Origin of the sequence: Altererythrobacter xiamenensis, from assembly GCF_900177715.1 — a bacterium.
GTDB lineage: Bacteria > Pseudomonadota > Alphaproteobacteria > Sphingomonadales > Sphingomonadaceae > Erythrobacter > Erythrobacter xiamenensis.
This window is the reverse complement of record NZ_FXWG01000001.1, coordinates 846,235-862,955: the sequence shown is the minus strand read 5'-3', so window position 1 is coordinate 862,955 and position 16,721 is coordinate 846,235. Positions and strand designations below refer to the sequence as shown.

Sequence of the window (16,721 nt, the reverse complement as noted above, 5' to 3'; positions counted from 1 at the left end):
GCGAGGAAAGCACAAATCATTGTCCGAGAGCGCAACTCGGTTCAGGATTGGGCATTGCCAAATTATCCGGAGACTTGAACCTCCTGTCTAACAGGGGGTCATTTCTTTCGGTTTTTCAGAAGTATAAAGGTGTTGAAATGATTTTTGAGAACCACTTGCGTCGTAGCAAGAGTGCGCTCCTTACGAGTGCCGGTATCGCTGCGGTTGCTCTGGCCGTTCCGGGCAGCGCGTTGGCACAGGACTCGGCTGAGGCCGACGTGCTTGCTGAGGAAGATACTGTAGCCGGCGACGTGATTTTCGTCACCGGTACGCGCATTCAGCGCCCCGAAGTTGCGACCGCAACGCCGGTTGTTGCAGTCACCGCTGAAAACATCGAGCAGTCCGGTCTCACCAATGTGACCGAGTTGCTGACGCAGACCCCGGCACTGTTCAACTCGGAAGACAACTTCGACGCGGCCGGTTCGCAGGCCCGTACGGGTGCGGCCGGCGTCAACCTGCTTAACCTTCGCAACCTCGGTGCCAACCGTACTCTGGTTCTCGTCGATGGACGCCGTCACATCGCCGGTGTCTCGGGTGAAGCTGCGGTCGACATCAACACCATCCCGGTCGGCCTGATCGAGCGCGTTGACGTACTCACAGGCGGTGTCTCTTCGGTTTACGGTGCGGACGGCGTCTCGGGCGTGGTCAACTTCATCATGCGCCGCGATTTCGAAGGCATCGACGTTCGCGCTCAGCACGGTTTCTCCGAGTTCGGCGATGCGCCGAGCACTTTCATCTCGGCAACCGTCGGCAAGAACTTCGCGGACGATCGTGCAAACATCGCGCTGTCCTACGAGTTCCGCCGCGACGGACGCGTCGCTTTCGGTGACCGCCCGAATGGCGAGTACGAAGCGCTTACGCTGGTTCGCAACCCGAACGACGTTCCTGACGATCCCAACCTGCCCGACAACATCTTCCTCGATCGCATCGGCTGGTCGGAAAGCTCGCCGGGCGGCGGTATCGTCACCGATGGCTCCTTCCTGCCGACCTTCAATGGTGATGGCACGCCTTATGATCTCGGCACCTTCTTGCCGGACTCGGGCTTCCTGGCACAGGGCGGCGACAACACGCCGGTCAACAGCTACCAGGGTGACCTTCAGGCTCGCACGAAGCACCATTCGGCCAATGCGTTCCTGAGCTATGAGCTGACGCCTTCGGTGCGCTTCTTTGCTGAGGGCAAATACGTCCGGTCGGAAAACTTCACGGTCGCTCAACCGTCTTTCGACTTCTTCACCTTCATCGGCGAAGAAAATCCCTTCATTCCGCAGAACATCGTCGATGCCGGCGGCACCGCCACCTTCGGCGGCATTCTCTTCAATCGCGACAACTTCGACTTCGGAACGCGCGACGAGTTCTTCGAGCGTGACCTCTATCGCGGGGTGGTTGGCTTCGATGGCGACATCGGCGAGAACGCTCGCTTTGAAGTGAGCTATGTCTACGGTCAGAACGATACCAAGTATATCTCGACCAGCCAGCGTATCGAAGACCGCTATTTCGCAGCGCTCGATGCGGTCGATCAGGGCCTGTTCCTGAACGGCGTTGCAAACGGTGTGGTCGATTGCCGCGTCAATCTCGATGGTGGAGCCATCGTCGACGCGTTCAATTTCAACTATGGCGAAGCGCCGCAGACGTTCGCGCCGGGCGAATGCGTCCCGCTCAACATCTTCGGTGAAGGTGCGCCCAGCCAGGCTGCGCTCGACTTCATCCTGACGGATACGCAGAACGAATACACGCTCAAGCAGCATGTCGTGAACGGCTTCGTTTCGGGCGACTTCGGTTCGTTGTTCGAGCTTCCGGGCGGTGCTGTCGGCTTCGCAGTCGGCGCCGAGTATCGCAAGGAACAGAGCGACTTCCGCCCCGACGCGATCTCGACGCAGGTCACGACCTTCGATCCGAACGCCGGCGTGCTGGCCGATCTGGCCCTTCTCGGACCGGAACAGGGCGAATTCGACGTCTGGGAAGTCTTTGGCGAACTCAGCATTCCGATCCTTTCGGATCGTCCGTTCTTCGAAACTCTCGAACTGACGGTTGCTGGCCGTTACTCCGACTATTCGACGGTCGGCAGCACCGAAGCATGGTCGGTCGGCGGTCAGTGGGCACCGATCCGCGACGTCCGTTTCCGTGGCAGCTATTCGGAATCGGTCCGTGCGCCGAACATCACCGAACTGTTCGCTCCGCGTACCGGCACCTTCCTGTTCCTCGACGATCCTTGCGATCCGACCAACGTGAACCAGGGTTCCCCGGAACGTGCAGCGAATTGCCGTGCTCTTATCGAAGGGCTGGGGGCCGACTATGACACCTTCAACTTCGCAGATGATATCGCTTCGTCGGCAAGCATCGAAGGCATCGTTTCGGGTAACCCCGATCTGCTCGAGGAAGAAGCCAAGACCTGGACCGCAGGTGTCGTGCTCCAGCCCAGCTTCATCCCCGGCCTCTCGCTGACCTTCGACTGGTTCGATATCAGCCTGACCGATGCGGTGCGCACGCCGCTGCTGCAGGAAACGGCAGAGTTCTGCGTCGATTCCCCGACGCTCGACAACCCGTTCTGCGATGCGATCACGCGCTCGGCGACCACCGGCTTTGTCACCAGCTATGTCGTCGGTCCGCAGAACGTTGCCTTCATCGACACCGCAGGCGCTGACATTACCGTGAACTACGGCTTCGAGCCGGGTGATGGCAGCTGGGGCCGGTTTGATCTGCGCGGTACCCTTGGTTACCTCGACAAGTTCGAGTTCCTTCCGGCCAATGGCGGCACGGTGGATATCGAGCGCAAGGAAGTCGGTTTCCCCGAGTGGACCGGCAATGCCGACATCACCTGGAGCAAGGGCGCATTCCTGGTCAATTACGGTGTCCAGTACATCGGCGATCAGCTGCGCTTCGAGAATGACGAGATCGCGGCCGATCCGGACATCGTCGATCCGGAATTCCTCGTGATCGACGATCGTCTGATCCATGATTTCCGCATCGAGGTGACTCCGGAAGAAGACCTTTTCTCGGTCTATTTCGGCGTGAACAATTTCACGAACGAGCTTCCGGCACAGGGTCTGGACAACACCCCGACCGGTTGGCTGGGTCGTTACTTCTACGCAGGTATCCGCATCACGACGGACAAGCTCGGCTTCTAAGCCAGGCTGAAACGCGAAAAAGGAAAGGGCGGCTCTTCGGGGCCGCCCTTTTTTGTTCTATGGGCCATGCGACCACAAAACAAACCGGTTAGCGAAGAAGGACGGCTTAATTGAAAGGGGATTCGAATTCCGATGATCGTGGGGATCGCCTTCGAAAGATCGTAATCGTGGGAGGCGGATCGGCCGGTTGGATGGCAGCCGCCGCCCTGTCCAGCGTCACTTCGACTCCCATCGTGCTTGTCGAATCTGACGAGATCGGCACCGTGGGCGTAGGCGAAGCGACCATTCCCCAGATCCGGACGTTCAACCGCGCCTTGGCCATCGATGAGCGTGAGTTCGTCCGCGCGACGAATGCTACATTCAAACTGGGTATCCGCTTTCTCGGCTGGAATGGGGAGGGCAGCGACTACATTCACGCTTTCGGGCAGGTCGGACAGCCCACTGCTGTCATGCCGTTCCATCAGCTCTGGTTGCGCGGGCGAGCACTGGGCTTTGCGGGCGCCTTCGGCGAATATGCGCTCAATGACGTTGCCGCGCGCGCTGGCAAGATGGCGATGCCGGGTCGCGGCATGCCTGCGCAAGGTGCGAACATGCCCTGGGCTTATCACTTCGATGCCTCGCTCTACGCGCAATTTCTGCGCAAACGGGCAGAGGCCAAGGGGGTCAAACGCATCGAGGGCAAGATCGTCGGTGTCACATGCGACCACGAGGAGCCTGCAATTGAAAGTGTCACGCTCGCCAGCGGCCAGGTCATCGAGGGCGATTTCTTCCTCGATTGCACCGGCTTTCGCGGTCTGTTGATTTCACAACTTGAAGGTTCGGATTTCTGCGACTGGAGTCACTGGCTTCCTTGCGACAGTGCGCAGGCCGCGCCTTGCCGGTCAGATGGCGAGATTTCACCCTTCACTTCGTCGACCGCGCATTCGGCGGGTTGGCAGTGGCGTATTCCTTTGCAGCATCGCGTCGGCAATGGGGTGGTCTACTGCAGCGCTCACATGAGCGACGACGAGGCGCGCGCTCACCTGCTGGCGAATATCGATTCCGCACCCGATGCCGAGCCGCGACAAATCCGCTTCACCACCGGGACGCGCCGCAATCACTGGATCGGCAATTGCATGGCGGTGGGGTTGTCTGCAGGCTTTCTCGAGCCGCTTGAATCGACGAGCATCCACCTGATCCAGTATTCCATCGCCCGTTTGATGGCGATGTTGCCGCGCCGAGGCACCGACCCGGCTATAGCCGCCTCCTTCAATCACGAAGTGTCTCGCCAGTGGCTCCGGGTGAGGGACTTTCTTATCCTGCACTATTGGGCGAACGGCCGCGTTGGGGAGCCATTCTGGGATGCGTGCCGCACCATGGAGTTGCCAGAAACCCTTGTGCCCAAGATCGAACAATTCAAGGCGACCGGACATTTCATTCGTGAGGAAGAAGAACTCTTCACCGAAGTAGGCTGGTCACAGGTTTTCCTGGGGCATGGGATCATCCCTGAAAGCTGGCACCCGCTCGCAGACGAAATGCCGGAAGCCGAACTGCGCCAGTTTCTCGATCGAATGGGTGCTGGATACCGGGAAATGGTATCAAGGATGCCAACGCAAGCCGAGTTCATCGGGGCTCTCTTGCGTTAAAGCGCATTCCCGGCCTTGTCGAAGCCGGGAAGCGTTCGAGACTCAACCTTCCCAGATCACCTTTGATTGCTAGTATGGGCAGGTGCGGCAGTCATCGTCCATCTACGCGCGCAAGGCAATTGCGCAGGCTCCCGATCATCTGGACCGGACTGAACTGTTTGCCATGTGCAAGCTCGACGGGGACGAGCCTGCCGACCTCTCCACGATGGTGGCAGAGGAAGACTACATCGCGCTCTTGGCTCGCATAGCCGACGCCGAAGACGGGCTTCCGAGAGCCCACATAAGGCTGGGCGCTTCGTTGCGATGCGAAGACCTGGGCGCAGTCGGCCTGGCCTGGAAGAGCTCCCCGACCCTGATGGACGGTTGGGATCGTGCCCAGCGTTATGTCGGCGTCGTCTCCGGTGTACGAGCACTCGAGTTGACGCGCGGCGACCAGACCACCGAGATCCGTTTCCTGCGCCTGACAGACGAAGCTCCCCTGGGTGCCCGGCTTTCCAACGAGGCGACTTTTGCGTCTTTTACGGCAATTTGTCGCGAAGCCTCGGGAAGACCCTTCAGTCCCGTCAGAGCGATGTGCGGACATGAGTTCATTGGCGACAAGACTTTCCTGGAGGAATACCTCGACTGCACGGTGGAAGATCGTGCCGGAGTGAATGCGATTGTCGTTTCGAACGACGAAATGGCGCTCCCCAACGCGGTGGGTGATGACGCCATCTCTCGTTTCTTCGATGAACGTGTGGAGCAAATGCTGGCTGAGATGCCTTGCGACCTTCCGCTATCGCAGCAGGTCAAGTCGGAAATCGGGAAGAAACTCAGCGGCGGGGTCCCCAAGCTGTCAGACATCGCGAAGAGTCTCGGTTTGAGTGCGCGAACGCTTCAGCGCAAGTTGAGCGAAGAAGATGCGGTCTTCCAGGAACTGGTCGATCAGGCGCGACGCGAACTTTCCCAACGGCTGTTGCGCACAACGCAGTATCCCCTGGTTGAAATCGCGTTCCTCACGGGATTTGCCGAGCAGAGCGGGTTCACGCGTGCGTTCAAACGGTGGGCTGGCGAGACCCCGCGTTCCTATCGCTTGAGTGCGGCGTCGGATCAGTGACGTCATCTGCACAAAGGTTGTCGTCCTAGGGCAAGAGACCGGACCGCGCTCTTCCTAATCATTGCTTGCCTTCAACAACCGGGAGCAAGCGGATGAGCAACGAAAAGCAAATCACCCTCGTAATTGGCGGAACGGGAAAGACCGGCAAGCGCGTTGCCGAACGGATGATCGCCAAGGGTCGCAAAATCCGGATTGGCTCCAGATCATCGGTCCCCGGGTTCGATTGGGATAAGGAGTCCGGGTGGGATGCCGCTCTTGAGGGCGTGACCAGCGTCTACATCACCTATTCCCCCGACCTTGCCATGCCCGGCGCGACGGATGCGATCGGTGCACTGGTCGGGCGAGCCAAACTGCAAGGCGTCGAACGCCTGGTCCTGTTGTCGGGCCGTGGCGAGACCGAAGCGCAGGCCTGTGAACGGATAGTGCAGGGCAGCGGTCTAGAGTGGACAGTAGTTCGCGCGAGCTGGTTCAACCAGAACTTTTCCGAAGGCGCCTTCATCGACATGGTCCTCGGCGGAGCGATAACCCTGCCGGCTGGCGATATGCCCGAGCCGTTCGTCGATGCCGATGACATTGCGGAAGTCGTTGTGGCTGCGCTCACCGAAGACGGTCACAATGGCGAAGCCTACGAAGTGACCGGCCCCCGGCTCATGACCATGGCCGATGTCGCGGCAGAGCTGTCCGAGGCGACAGGCCGCCAGATCGACTTCATCGACGTGCCGCATGATGCCTTCGTCGATGGCCTCGCGAAGTCCGGCGCTCCCCATGATGTGGTGTGGATGCTCGACTATCTCTTCTCGACAGTTCTCGATGGTCGCAATGCGCACCTGACGGACGGGATCGAACGTGCGCTGGGCCGCCCGCCGAGAGATTTCGCCGACTACGCACGTAGCGTTGCCGCGACCGATGCGTGGAGTGTTGCAGCATGACCTACGATTGGCCGCTTTACTTCTGCCTGTTCCTCGCCCTCTGGAGCGCGATTGTGGGAGGTGTGTTTTCCGCTTTTTCCGAGTTCATCATGTCCGCTTTGCTCAAGGCCGAACCGGCGAGCGGGATCGAGGTGATGCAGCATATCAATCGCGATGTGATCAGGACCCAGTTCGTCGCCGGGATCCTCTCGATAGCGCTGTTTTCGGTGCTGTTTGCAGCCTACGGCCTGGCGGTCTTCGAAGGTGCCGCGCTGGTGGTGCTGATCCTCGCGGCTCTGGTCTACGTGCTTTCGGTTTTCGCGATGACGATCTTCGGAAACGTTCCGATGAACAACCGTCTCGAAGCTCTCGATCACACCAGTGCGCAAGCCCGAGCATACTGGATCGAGTATGGCCGGAAATGGACCCGGCTCAATCATGTCCGCTCAATCGGTAGCGTCCTGACCGCCGGGTTGTACATCGTCGCGGCCATCACGCTGATCACCAGCGGGCAGGTCCAGCCATGAATTACGCCAAGGTTCTATTCGCTGCGCTCATCGCAATTTGCGGTTGGGGGGCGTTGGTCTATGCCGCTCTCGACCAGGGCTGGGGAAACTCCGCCATTGCCGAGGAAGGCGACCCGGATGGCTTTTCTCAGGCGTCGCGCGAAATCGCCGAGCGCGAGAATGCGGGGAATATCAGCTTCATCCTCATGGCGAGTGGCAAGCCCGCCGGCGAGTTCCACCTGTCGAAGGGCGAGCCTGTTGATGGCCAGTCGGTCTTCCAGGTGGCCTCGCTCGGCAAATGGCTGACCGCATGGGGCATCATGGCCCTGGTGGAAGACGGATCCATCGATCTCGACGCGCCCGTGTCGACCTATCTCACCCGCTGGCAGCTGCCACCGTCGCAATTCGATGCGTCGCAGGTCACAGCGAGGCGCCTGCTGAGCCATACCGCAGGCCTCACCGACGGTCTGGGCTACAATGGTTTTGCCGAGGCTGCCGAAAGGCAAACTCTCGAAGCGTCGCTGACCAAGGCGGCGGATGCATCGCCTGACAAGATCGGCGGCACCGTACTCGGCAGAGAGCCGGGTTCGGCATGGGAATATTCTGGAGGTGGGTACACCCTCCTGCAACTGGTGATCGAAGAGGTGTCCGATCGATCCTTTGCCGCCTTCATGGACGAACGCGTCTTCACCCCGCTCGGCATGGAACGAACGACGTTCGATCATGCGGAGGCGATGGAACTGGGGCTGGCAGAGAACTTCACGCCGGAGGGCGGAACCGAACCCTTTCGGTGGTATACCGCGCTCGCCGCGACATCGCTTTTCACGACCAGCGACGATCTTGCCGCTTTCATGGCGGCTCAGGCGCCGAATGGCTCCAGCACCGTGCTTTCGGCAAACACGATCGCTGCAATGCGCGCGCCGCACGCGTCGAGCATGGGAGCCGACATCTGGGGCCTCGGAGCGATGCTCTACGCCCCCGACAATTCCGGTGGCTTCATCATCGGTCACGATGGCAGCAATGAACCGGCCATCAACACGGCAGCGCGGCTCGATCCGGCCACCGGAGACGGCATCGTGGTGCTTTCGACCGGCAATCCGTTGCTCGCAACACGGATCGCGGGCGAGTGGGTGTTCTGGAAAACCGGAAATGTCGACAGCCTGACTTTCGCTTCGCGATTGCCGACTGCGCTGGCAGTCTTCGCGGCGGGAAGCCTCGCGATCCTCCTCATGAGCAGCCTCCTGATCTGGAGGCGTCGCCGCAAATCCACCACGACCAGTGAAACAAGATCATGAAATCCAGAGGAGATTGGCAAATGTCAGCGCAAGAATCCCCGACGCAGGATGACCTTGGAGCCGTCCCCGGGAAGCCCACTTCTGTCGGGAAAGGCTTCAACGCGCTGAGTTTCAAGCACGCCATGTTCGCCGGGGCGATGGACCCGCTCGTCATGATCGATCACTACGTCATGACCGAGCCGACATTCGGCGCGCACGGCCATGCAGGCATCTCTGCGGTGACCGTGCTGTTCGAAGACAGCGTAGGGAGATTCAACAACCGCGATTCTCTTGGCAATGACATCGATCTGGAGCCCGGCGATCTCTACTGGCTGAAGGCAGGACGCGGGGCGGTTCACGATGAAAAGCCTGTTCCCGGCTCTCGCGCGCATGGACTTCAGATATTCGTGAACCTGCCCGCCAGAATGAGACAGGACGCGCCGCAATCGCTCCATGTGAGAGCAGAGAATATGCCCGTCATCGAGTGCGCGGGCGTTCGCGTCAGAGTGGTTCTGGGAGAGAGCAACGATCTTTCAGCAGTCCGCCCACCAGCGCTGCCGATGACTATTCTGGACGCCAGTTTCCAATCTGGCGGGCAATTTGACCACGAAATGGCCCCAGGCCACGCCGCTGTGCTTGTCTGCATCCGAGGAGCGATCGAGGTGGATTATGGCGAAGGTCACCGAAAGGTTACGGCAGGAGAAGCCTTGGCGATCGAGGCGTGCCGTAACCCGCGCGATCTGTCCCTATGCACCGATATCGCAAGCGAGGCTGTTCTCATAACGAGCGAGCCGATCCGCGAAGACTTCGTTCAGCGTGGGCCATTCGTGATGCGCACTGATGCAGAACTTGATCAGGTCGAGGCGGACTATCGGGCAGGCCTGCTCGGCACTCTACCAGAGGATCATCGATCAAATCAGGCACTTCATGGGTGATGCCTTTCGCATCTCTGCCAGTCTCGCCAACCTGGAATGCCAAGATTGGAGATCAAGGTCATGCCACACATATCTGATAGCGCGGATGCGCCGGTCGAGGGGGCGCGAGGTCCGGGCCGCCTCACTGCCCTGCGGGATCTGTTTCTCGTCGTTGCTACCCTTGTTCTGGTGAAGCAATCGCTGCTTCCGATCACGCAGCTCTATGCGGGGCCTGCCTCGACCTTCAGCGCCATGATCGTCGCCACCGTGCTGTTGCGGCGGAGGGGGATGGGCTGGCGCGATATGGGGCTGCGCTGGCCGGAGAGCTGGCCGAAGACGCTGGGTCTGACCCTGCTCACGATGGCATTTTTCGTGGTTTTGACTCAGTTGATGGTGCCCCTGGCAGATTACTTTTTCGAAGATGTCGGCACGAGCGACCGCTTCTCCCATGTCGAGGGCAATCTGGTCGCATATGTGGTAATCATGCTCCTGGTCTGGACTCACGGTTCGTTCTTCGAAGAACTGCTGTTTCGGGCCTTCATCATCAACCATACGAGCGGAGCCCTTGGCGGTGGCTTAAGAGCGGACATCGCGGCCCTGCTTCTATCGTCTGCGTTCTTCGGATATCGGCACGCCTATTATCAAGGCTGGCATGGCGCCCTCGTGACTGGCGCGGGCGGTTTTGCCTTCGGTGTGTTCTACCTGTGGTTCGGGAGGCGGAACATCCTGCCCCTCATTCTTGCGCACGGCGTATTCAACACGCTGGGTCAGACGTTTCGCTTCCTCGGCATAGAAGAATAGGCGAGTTCAAGCGAACGGCAGAGTTTGAGTTTTTATCGAGGGGGTAATCTCATGACCAGACCTGTGGGATGAGCATGCCTTTGTGGAACAGCATGGCGATTGGCCGCCTCGTTGCACCAGGTTTTTTCAAGTAGGGTCCGTTCTGGCTGTCAGATCGAGATGTATCGTTCACCGAAGCTCGCCCGAAGCCGAGACACAGCGTGGAACCCAATGTGGGATGCGGGAAAAGGTGATGCAGAAAGCTGGCTTTTCCGGGTCTTCCGAGGGAAAATGGCGGAGACGGAGGGATTCGAACCCTCGATACCGCTATAAACGGTATGGTCCCTTAGCAGGGGACTGGTTTCAGCCACTCACCCACGTCTCCGCGCGCATGCCAGGCTGTCTACGGCGTGCGAGTGGCGCGCTATAATAGTGCCGGCTTGGCGCGGCAAGGGCATTCGGAAAAAACCCGGAATTGCTCGCTCTATGGCATGTCGGACTCGTTTCACCGCGTTTTCGATTCGGTTCACCGCCGCGCAATTGTCGCGGGCGCAGCAAAGGATTCTTCTTGCCCAGACGGGGTCTGCCGAAGGCCGAAAGGACGAAAGAATGACGAAACAACCGGGTTTTCTCCAATCGCTCGCCTTGGCGGCCGCCAGCGCTGTAGCGATGATTGCCGCGCCGCTTGCCGCGCAGCAGGTCGAGAGCATCGATCCCGATACGGCTTTCGAGAGCGGCGCAATTGATGGCGATCTTGCCCCCGCGGCGCAGCCCGCACCGACGGCGGAGAGCAATGACGAGTACGTCACCTATTCGCCCGCCCCGTCCGAGAGCGCAGGCGTTGCCGGCTGGGAGGAGAGCGAGGTTGCTCCTCCCGCTGCCGATAGTCAGGCCACTGCGGAGGCGGCTGCTCCTGCAACAAAGGCCAGCGCAACGACTTATGGCGAGGACGATCTGATCGGTGCGGCCGAGGGCGTCTTCGGCAAAGGCGCAGAGGGCCTCGCGCGACTGATCGAAAAGACGCTTGCCGACCAGGGCGAGCCCAATGCCTATATCGTCGGGCGTGAGGCGGGCGGCGCTTTCGTCGTCGGTGCGCGCTACGGTTCGGGCACGCTGCATCACAAGGTCGAAGGTGAACGCAAGGTCTACTGGACCGGCCCGTCAGTCGGTTTCGATGTCGGCGCAAACGCGGCCAACACCTTCGTTCTCGTCTACAACCTTTACGACAGCGAAGAGCTCTACGAGCGCTATCCCGCTGGCGAAGGACAGGCCTATGTCGTGGGCGGAATGCACGCGAGCTATCTGCGCAAGGGCGACGTCGTTCTCATTCCCATCCGCGTGGGGGCCGGGCTGCGGCTTGGCGTCAACGCGGGCTACATGAAGTTTTCCAAGAAGCAGCGCTGGCTGCCCTTCTAGGTCGTAACGGCGGGCAAAGACCCGCGCCACAATCTGTCGTGATGCGCGGATACGAATGTCCGCGCAAAACGCCTTGCGCTTTGTTTGCAGCGGCGGCATTGCGCGGCGCACTATGCTCGAGAATCTCACCAGCCAACCGCCCGATGCGCTGCTCGCGCTGATCAAGATGCACGCTGCCGATCCGCGGCAGGACAAAATCGACCTCGGCGTCGGTGTCTATCGCACGGGGCAGGGCGACACGCCCGTCTTTGCAGCGATCAAGCAGGCCGAGCAACGGCTTGTCGACCAGCAGGACAGCAAGTCCTACCTCGGACCCGAAGGGGACATGGGCTTCGTCGAAGCGCTGATGCCCTATATCTTCGGCGATGATCCGACCCGCGGCGGGCGCATTCAGGGAATGCAGACGCCGGGCGGCACCGGTGCGGTGCGGTTGGCCGTCGCACTGGCGCAGAAGGCTGGCGTCGAGCGCTTGCACATGGGCACGCCGAGCTGGCCCAACCATGCGCAGATCCTTGGCGACATCGCGCTCGAGCTGGCGCCGTTCAACCATGCGACGGAGGACGGCCGCGCCGATATCGATGCGGTGCTCGCCGCGATCGACGGGGCGCACGAGACAGACGCGATCCTGCTCCACGGCTGCTGTCATAATCCCACGGGCGTCGACTACACCGACGAGGAATGGGACCGGATTGCCGAGGCGCTTGCGAGCAAGGGTCTCTTCCCGATCGTCGATACCGCCTATCAGGGGCTCGGTCATGGCCTCGAAGAAGACGCCCATGGCGTGCGCCGCGTGCTCGATGCCGTGCCGGAGGCCTTCGTCGCCTATAGCTGCGACAAGAACTTCGGCGTCTATCGCGACCGCGTCGGTGCCTTCTACGCGAAGGCGAAGAACGCGGACGAACTGGAGACGGTTTTCTCAAACGCCAATGCGCTGGCCCGCGCGGCGTGGTCGATGCCGCCCGATCACGGCGGTGCGGCGGTGCGCGTCATCCTGCGCGATGCCGATCTGACCAAGCTGTGGCTCGACGAGCTCGACACCATGCGGGAGCGGATGCGGACCGTGCGTGAGCGACTGGCGGAGGCGGGTGTCGCCGGCAGCGTCGATCTGGTGCCGCTAGGTCGGCAGAACGGGCTGTTCTCCGTGCTTCCGGTCACCCCGGAGCAGGTCAAGCAACTGCGCGAGGATCACGGCATCTACATGGCGGGATCGGGCCGCATCAACGTGGCCGGGCTCACCATGACAAACATCGACAAGTTCATCGCAGCAATCGCGGATGTAACGGGCTGAGCAGCGCGCTGTCTCGCGCGCGCAAACCCTACCATCTGGAACACACGGAGCACTGTCCTGGGCCAAAGAGGGCTGAAGCGTCTGGTGGACGGTTCGAAGTGTCGATCTTGTCTGAGCGCTGCGCAGGAGGCAGTTCGTCTAGCATGACCCGTTCGATCAAGCCTTTCGTCATTTTCCTGCTAGCGACACTTGCAGCCTGCGCTTCGACCTCCACCCCTTCCGATACAACCCAGCCATGGCGCGTCGCCGGGCAGCTTCAGCCCATCCTGACCGCCGAAGGCGCCACCGATCCGGCGATCCGCGGTGTGTGGCAAAGCCGAGGCTATGGCCGGCTGCTGCGCGTCGACGAAGCGGGGGTGACCCAATTCGAAATCGGCACGACCTGTTACCGTCCGCCAAGTTCGGGCGAGGCACTGAGCGCGATGGATTCGGTTTCCTACCGCTACTTTCGGGCGTTGCCCGGCGGCGATAGCGCGATCTTCCAGTTGCTGCGCGGCGATACCAATGTGGTGTTCGACAGGTTGGAGGCACTCCCCGATCAATGCACCGAAACCCCGGCAACCACGCCGCAAGCGGTGGCTGAAGCCTTCCTCGATGCTTTCGAGCGTCATTACGCCTTCTTCGACCGTCGCCCGCCCGACCATGCGACCCGCGCCGCGCAGGTGCGCGCGGCAATCAGGCCCGAGATGGGCGAGGCCGAATTGTGGGATGCTCTGGCAGGCTACATGGAATCTCTGTCGGACAGTCATACCAAGCTAATCGGCAATGTCGGAGGTGAACGTCGCCGGGTGCAGGATGGACAGGGCACGACCTTGCCCCGAATGCGTGCGGCCGAGGGTGGCGAATCTGCATGGCTGGTGGGCCTGATCAACGCTACCATGCAGAAGCTGGGTAGTACAGCGCACCACACCGGTAATGACCGGATAGTCTGGGGACTGATCGACGGACGCATCGGCTATCTTCAGATATTTCAGATGGGCGGTTTCACGGATCGGGAGGATTTCGGCAGCGATGCCTGGGCCGCGGCGGAAATGAACGAGTTCGACCGTATTATGGACCAAGCGTTCGCCACCTTTGCCGATGCCGGGGTGGAGAGCGTGATCCTCGACCTGTCGAACAACCGCGGCGGCTGGGACAGGATCGCCAAGTCGATCCCCGCGCGTTTCACCGACGAAACCTATGTCGGTTTCACGACCGTCGCCCGCGGATCGGGTCTCTCGCCGTTCCCGCACCTGATCGAACTCGCGTCCGGCCCGCGCTTTACCGGTCCTGTCTACCTGTTGACCAGCGATGTGACGGTGAGCGGCGGAGAACTCGCTACACTTGCGCTTCGGCAAAATCCCCGGGTGGTCCATGCCGGCGGCGTGACCCGCGGTTCTTTCTCGACCCCGCTGACCAAACGGCTTCCCAATGGCTGGCTGCTCGAACTTTCCAACGAGGTCTTTGCTGCGCCTGACGGCAGCATTTACGAAGAAAGCGGGATAGCCCCTCAAGTGCCGCTCGCCGTTTATCCCGCTAGCGCTCCGGTGGAAGGACACTGGCGCGCGGTCGAAGCGCTGGTCGCCATAACCGGCTCTGACTGATCGGCGATTGCCCCGCTTTCCAGGCTGAGGCCAATGCCCGCAATCGGGTCGTTGGCCGACCGGCGTTGACGCCGCTCAGGCCTCAGCGAGGCTGCGCGCCGGGACAGGCAGCCGATTGCCGACGCGATCGGCGCGCTTCTTGCCCGCCTCGATTTCCTTCAGCAGGTCGCGGACATAGGCATCGAAATCGAGCTGTATCGTGTGCCTGCGGCTCTCGTAGAACTGGCCGGTGTGATATTTCTCGTCGGCGACGATGGTCTCATGCATTTCGCTTTCGTCCGGCGGAGCGTATCCTCCGGCGAGATAGGCGGCGACCAGCTTCGATTGCTGTTCGGCGAAATTGACCAATGTGGGCAGCGGCTGGCCGAGACCGAGATAGAACAGGTCGGGCACGTCCGGCTTCATGATCCGCTTGTAAAGCGGGGGCGGGCAATTGTCGGCATCGGCCTTGAACGCGGGCTCGTCGAAGAACGGGAAGGAGATGTCATAGCCGGTCGCCCAGACGATCGCATCGATCTGTTCGCGGCTGCCGTCGGCAAAAATAACGCCGTCGCCATCCAGACGCTCGATCGCCCCCTTCATCTCGATGTCGCCCGATCCTGCACGGAGCAGGAACTCGCCCGAGACCGTCGCGTGGCTTTCAAACGGGCCGATCTCGGGGTCGGGCAGGCCGTAATCGCTCATCCTGCCGACGAGCTTCTTGATGAAGCGTTCGCCCAGCTTCTGGCGCATCTTGCGCGGCATCCAGGCCGGCGCGGGATTCTTGTCGAGCGGCGCGCCATTATAGTACTTCGGCAGCACCCACACGCCGCGGCGCGCGGAAACGAACAGCTTCGAGGCAATCGGGCGCTGCGACAGCTCGCTGGCGATATCCATCGCCGAATTGCCCATGCCGACAACCAGGACGCGCTTGCCGACGCAATCGATCGGTTCGAACGGGGTGCGGTAATGGTGGCTGTGGATTTGCTCGCCGGTGAAACTGCCGGGGTAATCGGGAATGCGCGCATCCCAGTGATGCCCGTTAGCGACGCACAGCGCGTCGTATTGCCGAGTCTCGCCGGTCGAAAGGGTGATATCCCAGCCACCACCTTCCCGGCGCTCGGCCTTGGTTACACGCGTATTGAAGGTGATGTGCCGGCGCAGGTCGAAGTGATCGACGTAATCGTGAAAATACTGCAGCAGCTGGCTGTGATGCGGATAGTCGGGCCAGTCTTCAGGCACCGGGAAATCCTCGAAGGCGAGCCGCCACTTCGAGGTGTCGATATGCAGCGATTGGTAGCAGGACGAGAGGCCGTTGGGATTGCCGTAGTACCAGTTGCCACCGATGTCGTCCGAGCCTTCGTAGACATCGAAGGGAATACCGTAGTCCTTCAGCCGCTTGGCGGTGGTGAACCCGGAACAGCCTGCACCGATGATGCAGACGCGGGGTAGGGCTTCCGTCGAACTTTCTGTGGCCATCGGCAAACTATGTTGCGGTCTGCAACCCATGTCCAGCTTGCACCGGGCCCACTATCAGAATGAAGGAACCTGTGCGCCTCGCGTTATCCCGCAAGTGCCTGCATGCGCTTGAGATAGCGCGCCAGCACATCGATCTCGAGATTGACGCTGTCGCCTTCGTCGAGCGTGCCGAGCGTCGTCACCTCGCCGGTATGCGGGATTATGTTGAGGGCGAAACGCACGTCGCCATCGGCTTCGTCGGCAACTTCGTTGACCGTCAGCGACACGCCGTCGACCGTGATCGAGCCTTTCTCGGCGACATAGGGCGCAACAGACTTGTCCGCGAGGATTTCGAGGCGGTGCGATCCGCCTACGTCGCGTTTCGACGCGATCCGCCCGACCGCATCGACATGGCCGGTGACGATATGCCCGCCAAGCTCATCGCCGAGCTTCAATGCAGGCTCCAAGTTGAGCTTGCGGCCCTCGGTCCATTGGTCCTGTGCGGTGCGGCTGACCGTTTCGCCCGAAATGTCGACCGCGAACCATGCGTCGCCCTTTTGACCTCCGCGATCGACCACGGTCAGGCAAACGCCCGAGCACGCAATCGAGGCTCCGATCGCAATACCCTCGGGATCCCAGGGGCAGGATATGACCGCGCGCATGTCGCCGCGATCCTCGATCGATTGGATGGTGCCGATGGCGGTGACGATACCGGTAAACATGGTGCCTC

General features: G+C 61.0%; 13 protein-coding genes and 1 tRNA gene. 11 read left to right on the top strand and 3 right to left on the bottom strand.

Annotated elements, in window-relative coordinates; genetic code table 11:
* The first annotated feature begins 137 nt into the window (after positions 1 to 137).
* The 8 genes from CCE89_RS04260 to CCE89_RS04225 all read left to right on the top strand — a co-directional run bounded on the left by CCE89_RS04260 (position 138) and on the right by CCE89_RS04225 (position 10,288).
* On the top strand, positions 138 to 3,164 hold the full coding sequence (locus CCE89_RS04260) for a TonB-dependent receptor domain-containing protein (protein WP_086436733.1): 3,027 nt from the start codon (positions 138 to 140) through the stop codon (positions 3,162 to 3,164).
* A 167-nt stretch (positions 3,165 to 3,331) separates the two neighbouring features.
* On the top strand, positions 3,332 to 4,789 hold the full coding sequence (locus CCE89_RS04255) for a tryptophan halogenase family protein (protein ID WP_268762209.1): 1,458 nt from the start codon (positions 3,332 to 3,334) through the stop codon (positions 4,787 to 4,789).
* Between the two features lie 82 nt (positions 4,790 to 4,871).
* Positions 4,872 to 5,885, top strand: coding sequence for an AraC family transcriptional regulator (locus CCE89_RS04250; protein WP_086436731.1), 1,014 nt, complete (start codon positions 4,872 to 4,874; stop codon positions 5,883 to 5,885).
* Positions 5,886 to 5,977: 92 nt separating this feature from the next.
* Positions 5,978 to 6,814 (top strand): NmrA family NAD(P)-binding protein, encoded by an 837-nt coding sequence (locus CCE89_RS04245; RefSeq protein WP_086436730.1) that lies wholly within the window; start codon positions 5,978 to 5,980, stop codon positions 6,812 to 6,814.
* Positions 6,811 to 7,320 (top strand): anthrone oxygenase family protein, encoded by a 510-nt coding sequence (locus CCE89_RS04240; protein ID WP_086436729.1) that lies wholly within the window; start codon positions 6,811 to 6,813, stop codon positions 7,318 to 7,320. The genes CCE89_RS04245 and CCE89_RS04240 overlap by 4 nt, the downstream gene beginning before the upstream one ends.
* On the top strand, positions 7,317 to 8,594 hold the full coding sequence (locus tag CCE89_RS04235; protein ID WP_086436728.1) for a serine hydrolase domain-containing protein: 1,278 nt from the start codon (positions 7,317 to 7,319) through the stop codon (positions 8,592 to 8,594). The genes CCE89_RS04240 and CCE89_RS04235 overlap by 4 nt, the downstream gene beginning before the upstream one ends.
* 20 nt (positions 8,595 to 8,614) lie before the next feature.
* Positions 8,615 to 9,508 carry a pirin family protein gene (locus CCE89_RS04230; RefSeq protein WP_086436727.1) on the top strand — a complete coding sequence of 298 codons (894 nt, stop codon included), beginning with the start codon at positions 8,615 to 8,617 and terminating at the stop codon, positions 9,506 to 9,508.
* 45 nt (positions 9,509 to 9,553) lie between these two features.
* Complete coding sequence (locus CCE89_RS04225; RefSeq protein WP_159456577.1) at positions 9,554 to 10,288, top strand: CPBP family intramembrane glutamic endopeptidase; 735 nt, start codon at positions 9,554 to 9,556, stop codon at positions 10,286 to 10,288.
* A 271-nt stretch (positions 10,289 to 10,559) separates the two neighbouring features.
* On the opposite strand, the gene CCE89_RS04220 is transcribed toward CCE89_RS04225, so the two are convergent.
* A tRNA-Ser gene (locus CCE89_RS04220) sits at positions 10,560 to 10,652 on the bottom strand.
* Between the two features lie 224 nt (positions 10,653 to 10,876).
* Here CCE89_RS04220 and CCE89_RS04215 point away from each other — a divergent pair.
* From CCE89_RS04215 to CCE89_RS04205, 3 genes are all read left to right on the top strand, one after another.
* Complete coding sequence (locus tag CCE89_RS04215) at positions 10,877 to 11,683, top strand: DUF1134 domain-containing protein (RefSeq protein ID WP_086436725.1); 807 nt, start codon at positions 10,877 to 10,879, stop codon at positions 11,681 to 11,683.
* Between the two features lie 112 nt (positions 11,684 to 11,795).
* Positions 11,796 to 12,971, top strand: a complete 1,176-nt coding sequence (locus tag CCE89_RS04210; RefSeq protein ID WP_086436724.1) for an amino acid aminotransferase — start codon at positions 11,796 to 11,798, stop codon at positions 12,969 to 12,971.
* A gap of 143 nt (positions 12,972 to 13,114) precedes the next feature.
* Positions 13,115 to 14,554 (top strand): S41 family peptidase, encoded by a 1,440-nt coding sequence (locus CCE89_RS04205; RefSeq protein ID WP_086436723.1) that lies wholly within the window; start codon positions 13,115 to 13,117, stop codon positions 14,552 to 14,554.
* A 75-nt stretch (positions 14,555 to 14,629) separates the two neighbouring features.
* Here CCE89_RS04205 and CCE89_RS04200 read toward each other — a convergent pair whose 3' ends face one another.
* Both CCE89_RS04200 and CCE89_RS04195 read right to left on the bottom strand, forming a co-directional pair.
* The gene (locus tag CCE89_RS04200) at positions 14,630 to 16,012 is read right to left on the bottom strand and encodes a flavin-containing monooxygenase (protein WP_086436722.1); all 1,383 of its coding nucleotides are present in this window, start codon (positions 16,010 to 16,012) and stop codon (positions 14,630 to 14,632) included.
* Positions 16,013 to 16,095: 83 nt separating this feature from the next.
* Complete coding sequence (locus CCE89_RS04195; protein WP_086436721.1) at positions 16,096 to 16,713, bottom strand: riboflavin synthase; 618 nt, start codon at positions 16,711 to 16,713, stop codon at positions 16,096 to 16,098.
* Between the last annotated feature and the right edge of the window lie 8 nt (positions 16,714 to 16,721).

Bases quoted from the DNA above. Each gene is read 5' to 3' on its own strand.
- CCE89_RS04200 (WP_086436722.1), bottom strand. From the start codon at position 16,012: ATGGCCACAGAAAGTTCGACGGAAGCCCTACCCCGCGTCTGCATCATC.
- CCE89_RS04240 (WP_086436729.1), top strand. From the start codon at position 6,811: ATGACCTACGATTGGCCGCTTTACTTCTGCCTGTTCCTCGCCCTCTGG.
- CCE89_RS04210 (WP_086436724.1), top strand. From the start codon at position 11,796: ATGCTCGAGAATCTCACCAGCCAACCGCCCGATGCGCTGCTCGCGCTG.
- CCE89_RS04260 (WP_086436733.1), top strand. From the start codon at position 138: ATGATTTTTGAGAACCACTTGCGTCGTAGCAAGAGTGCGCTCCTTACG.
- CCE89_RS04205 (WP_086436723.1), top strand. From the start codon at position 13,115: ATGACCCGTTCGATCAAGCCTTTCGTCATTTTCCTGCTAGCGACACTT.
- CCE89_RS04245 (WP_086436730.1), top strand. From the start codon at position 5,978: ATGAGCAACGAAAAGCAAATCACCCTCGTAATTGGCGGAACGGGAAAG.
- CCE89_RS04230 (WP_086436727.1), top strand. From the start codon at position 8,615: ATGTCAGCGCAAGAATCCCCGACGCAGGATGACCTTGGAGCCGTCCCC.
- CCE89_RS04195 (WP_086436721.1), bottom strand. From the start codon at position 16,713: ATGTTTACCGGTATCGTCACCGCCATCGGCACCATCCAATCGATCGAG.
- CCE89_RS04215 (WP_086436725.1), top strand. From the start codon at position 10,877: ATGACGAAACAACCGGGTTTTCTCCAATCGCTCGCCTTGGCGGCCGCC.
- CCE89_RS04235 (WP_086436728.1), top strand. From the start codon at position 7,317: ATGAATTACGCCAAGGTTCTATTCGCTGCGCTCATCGCAATTTGCGGT.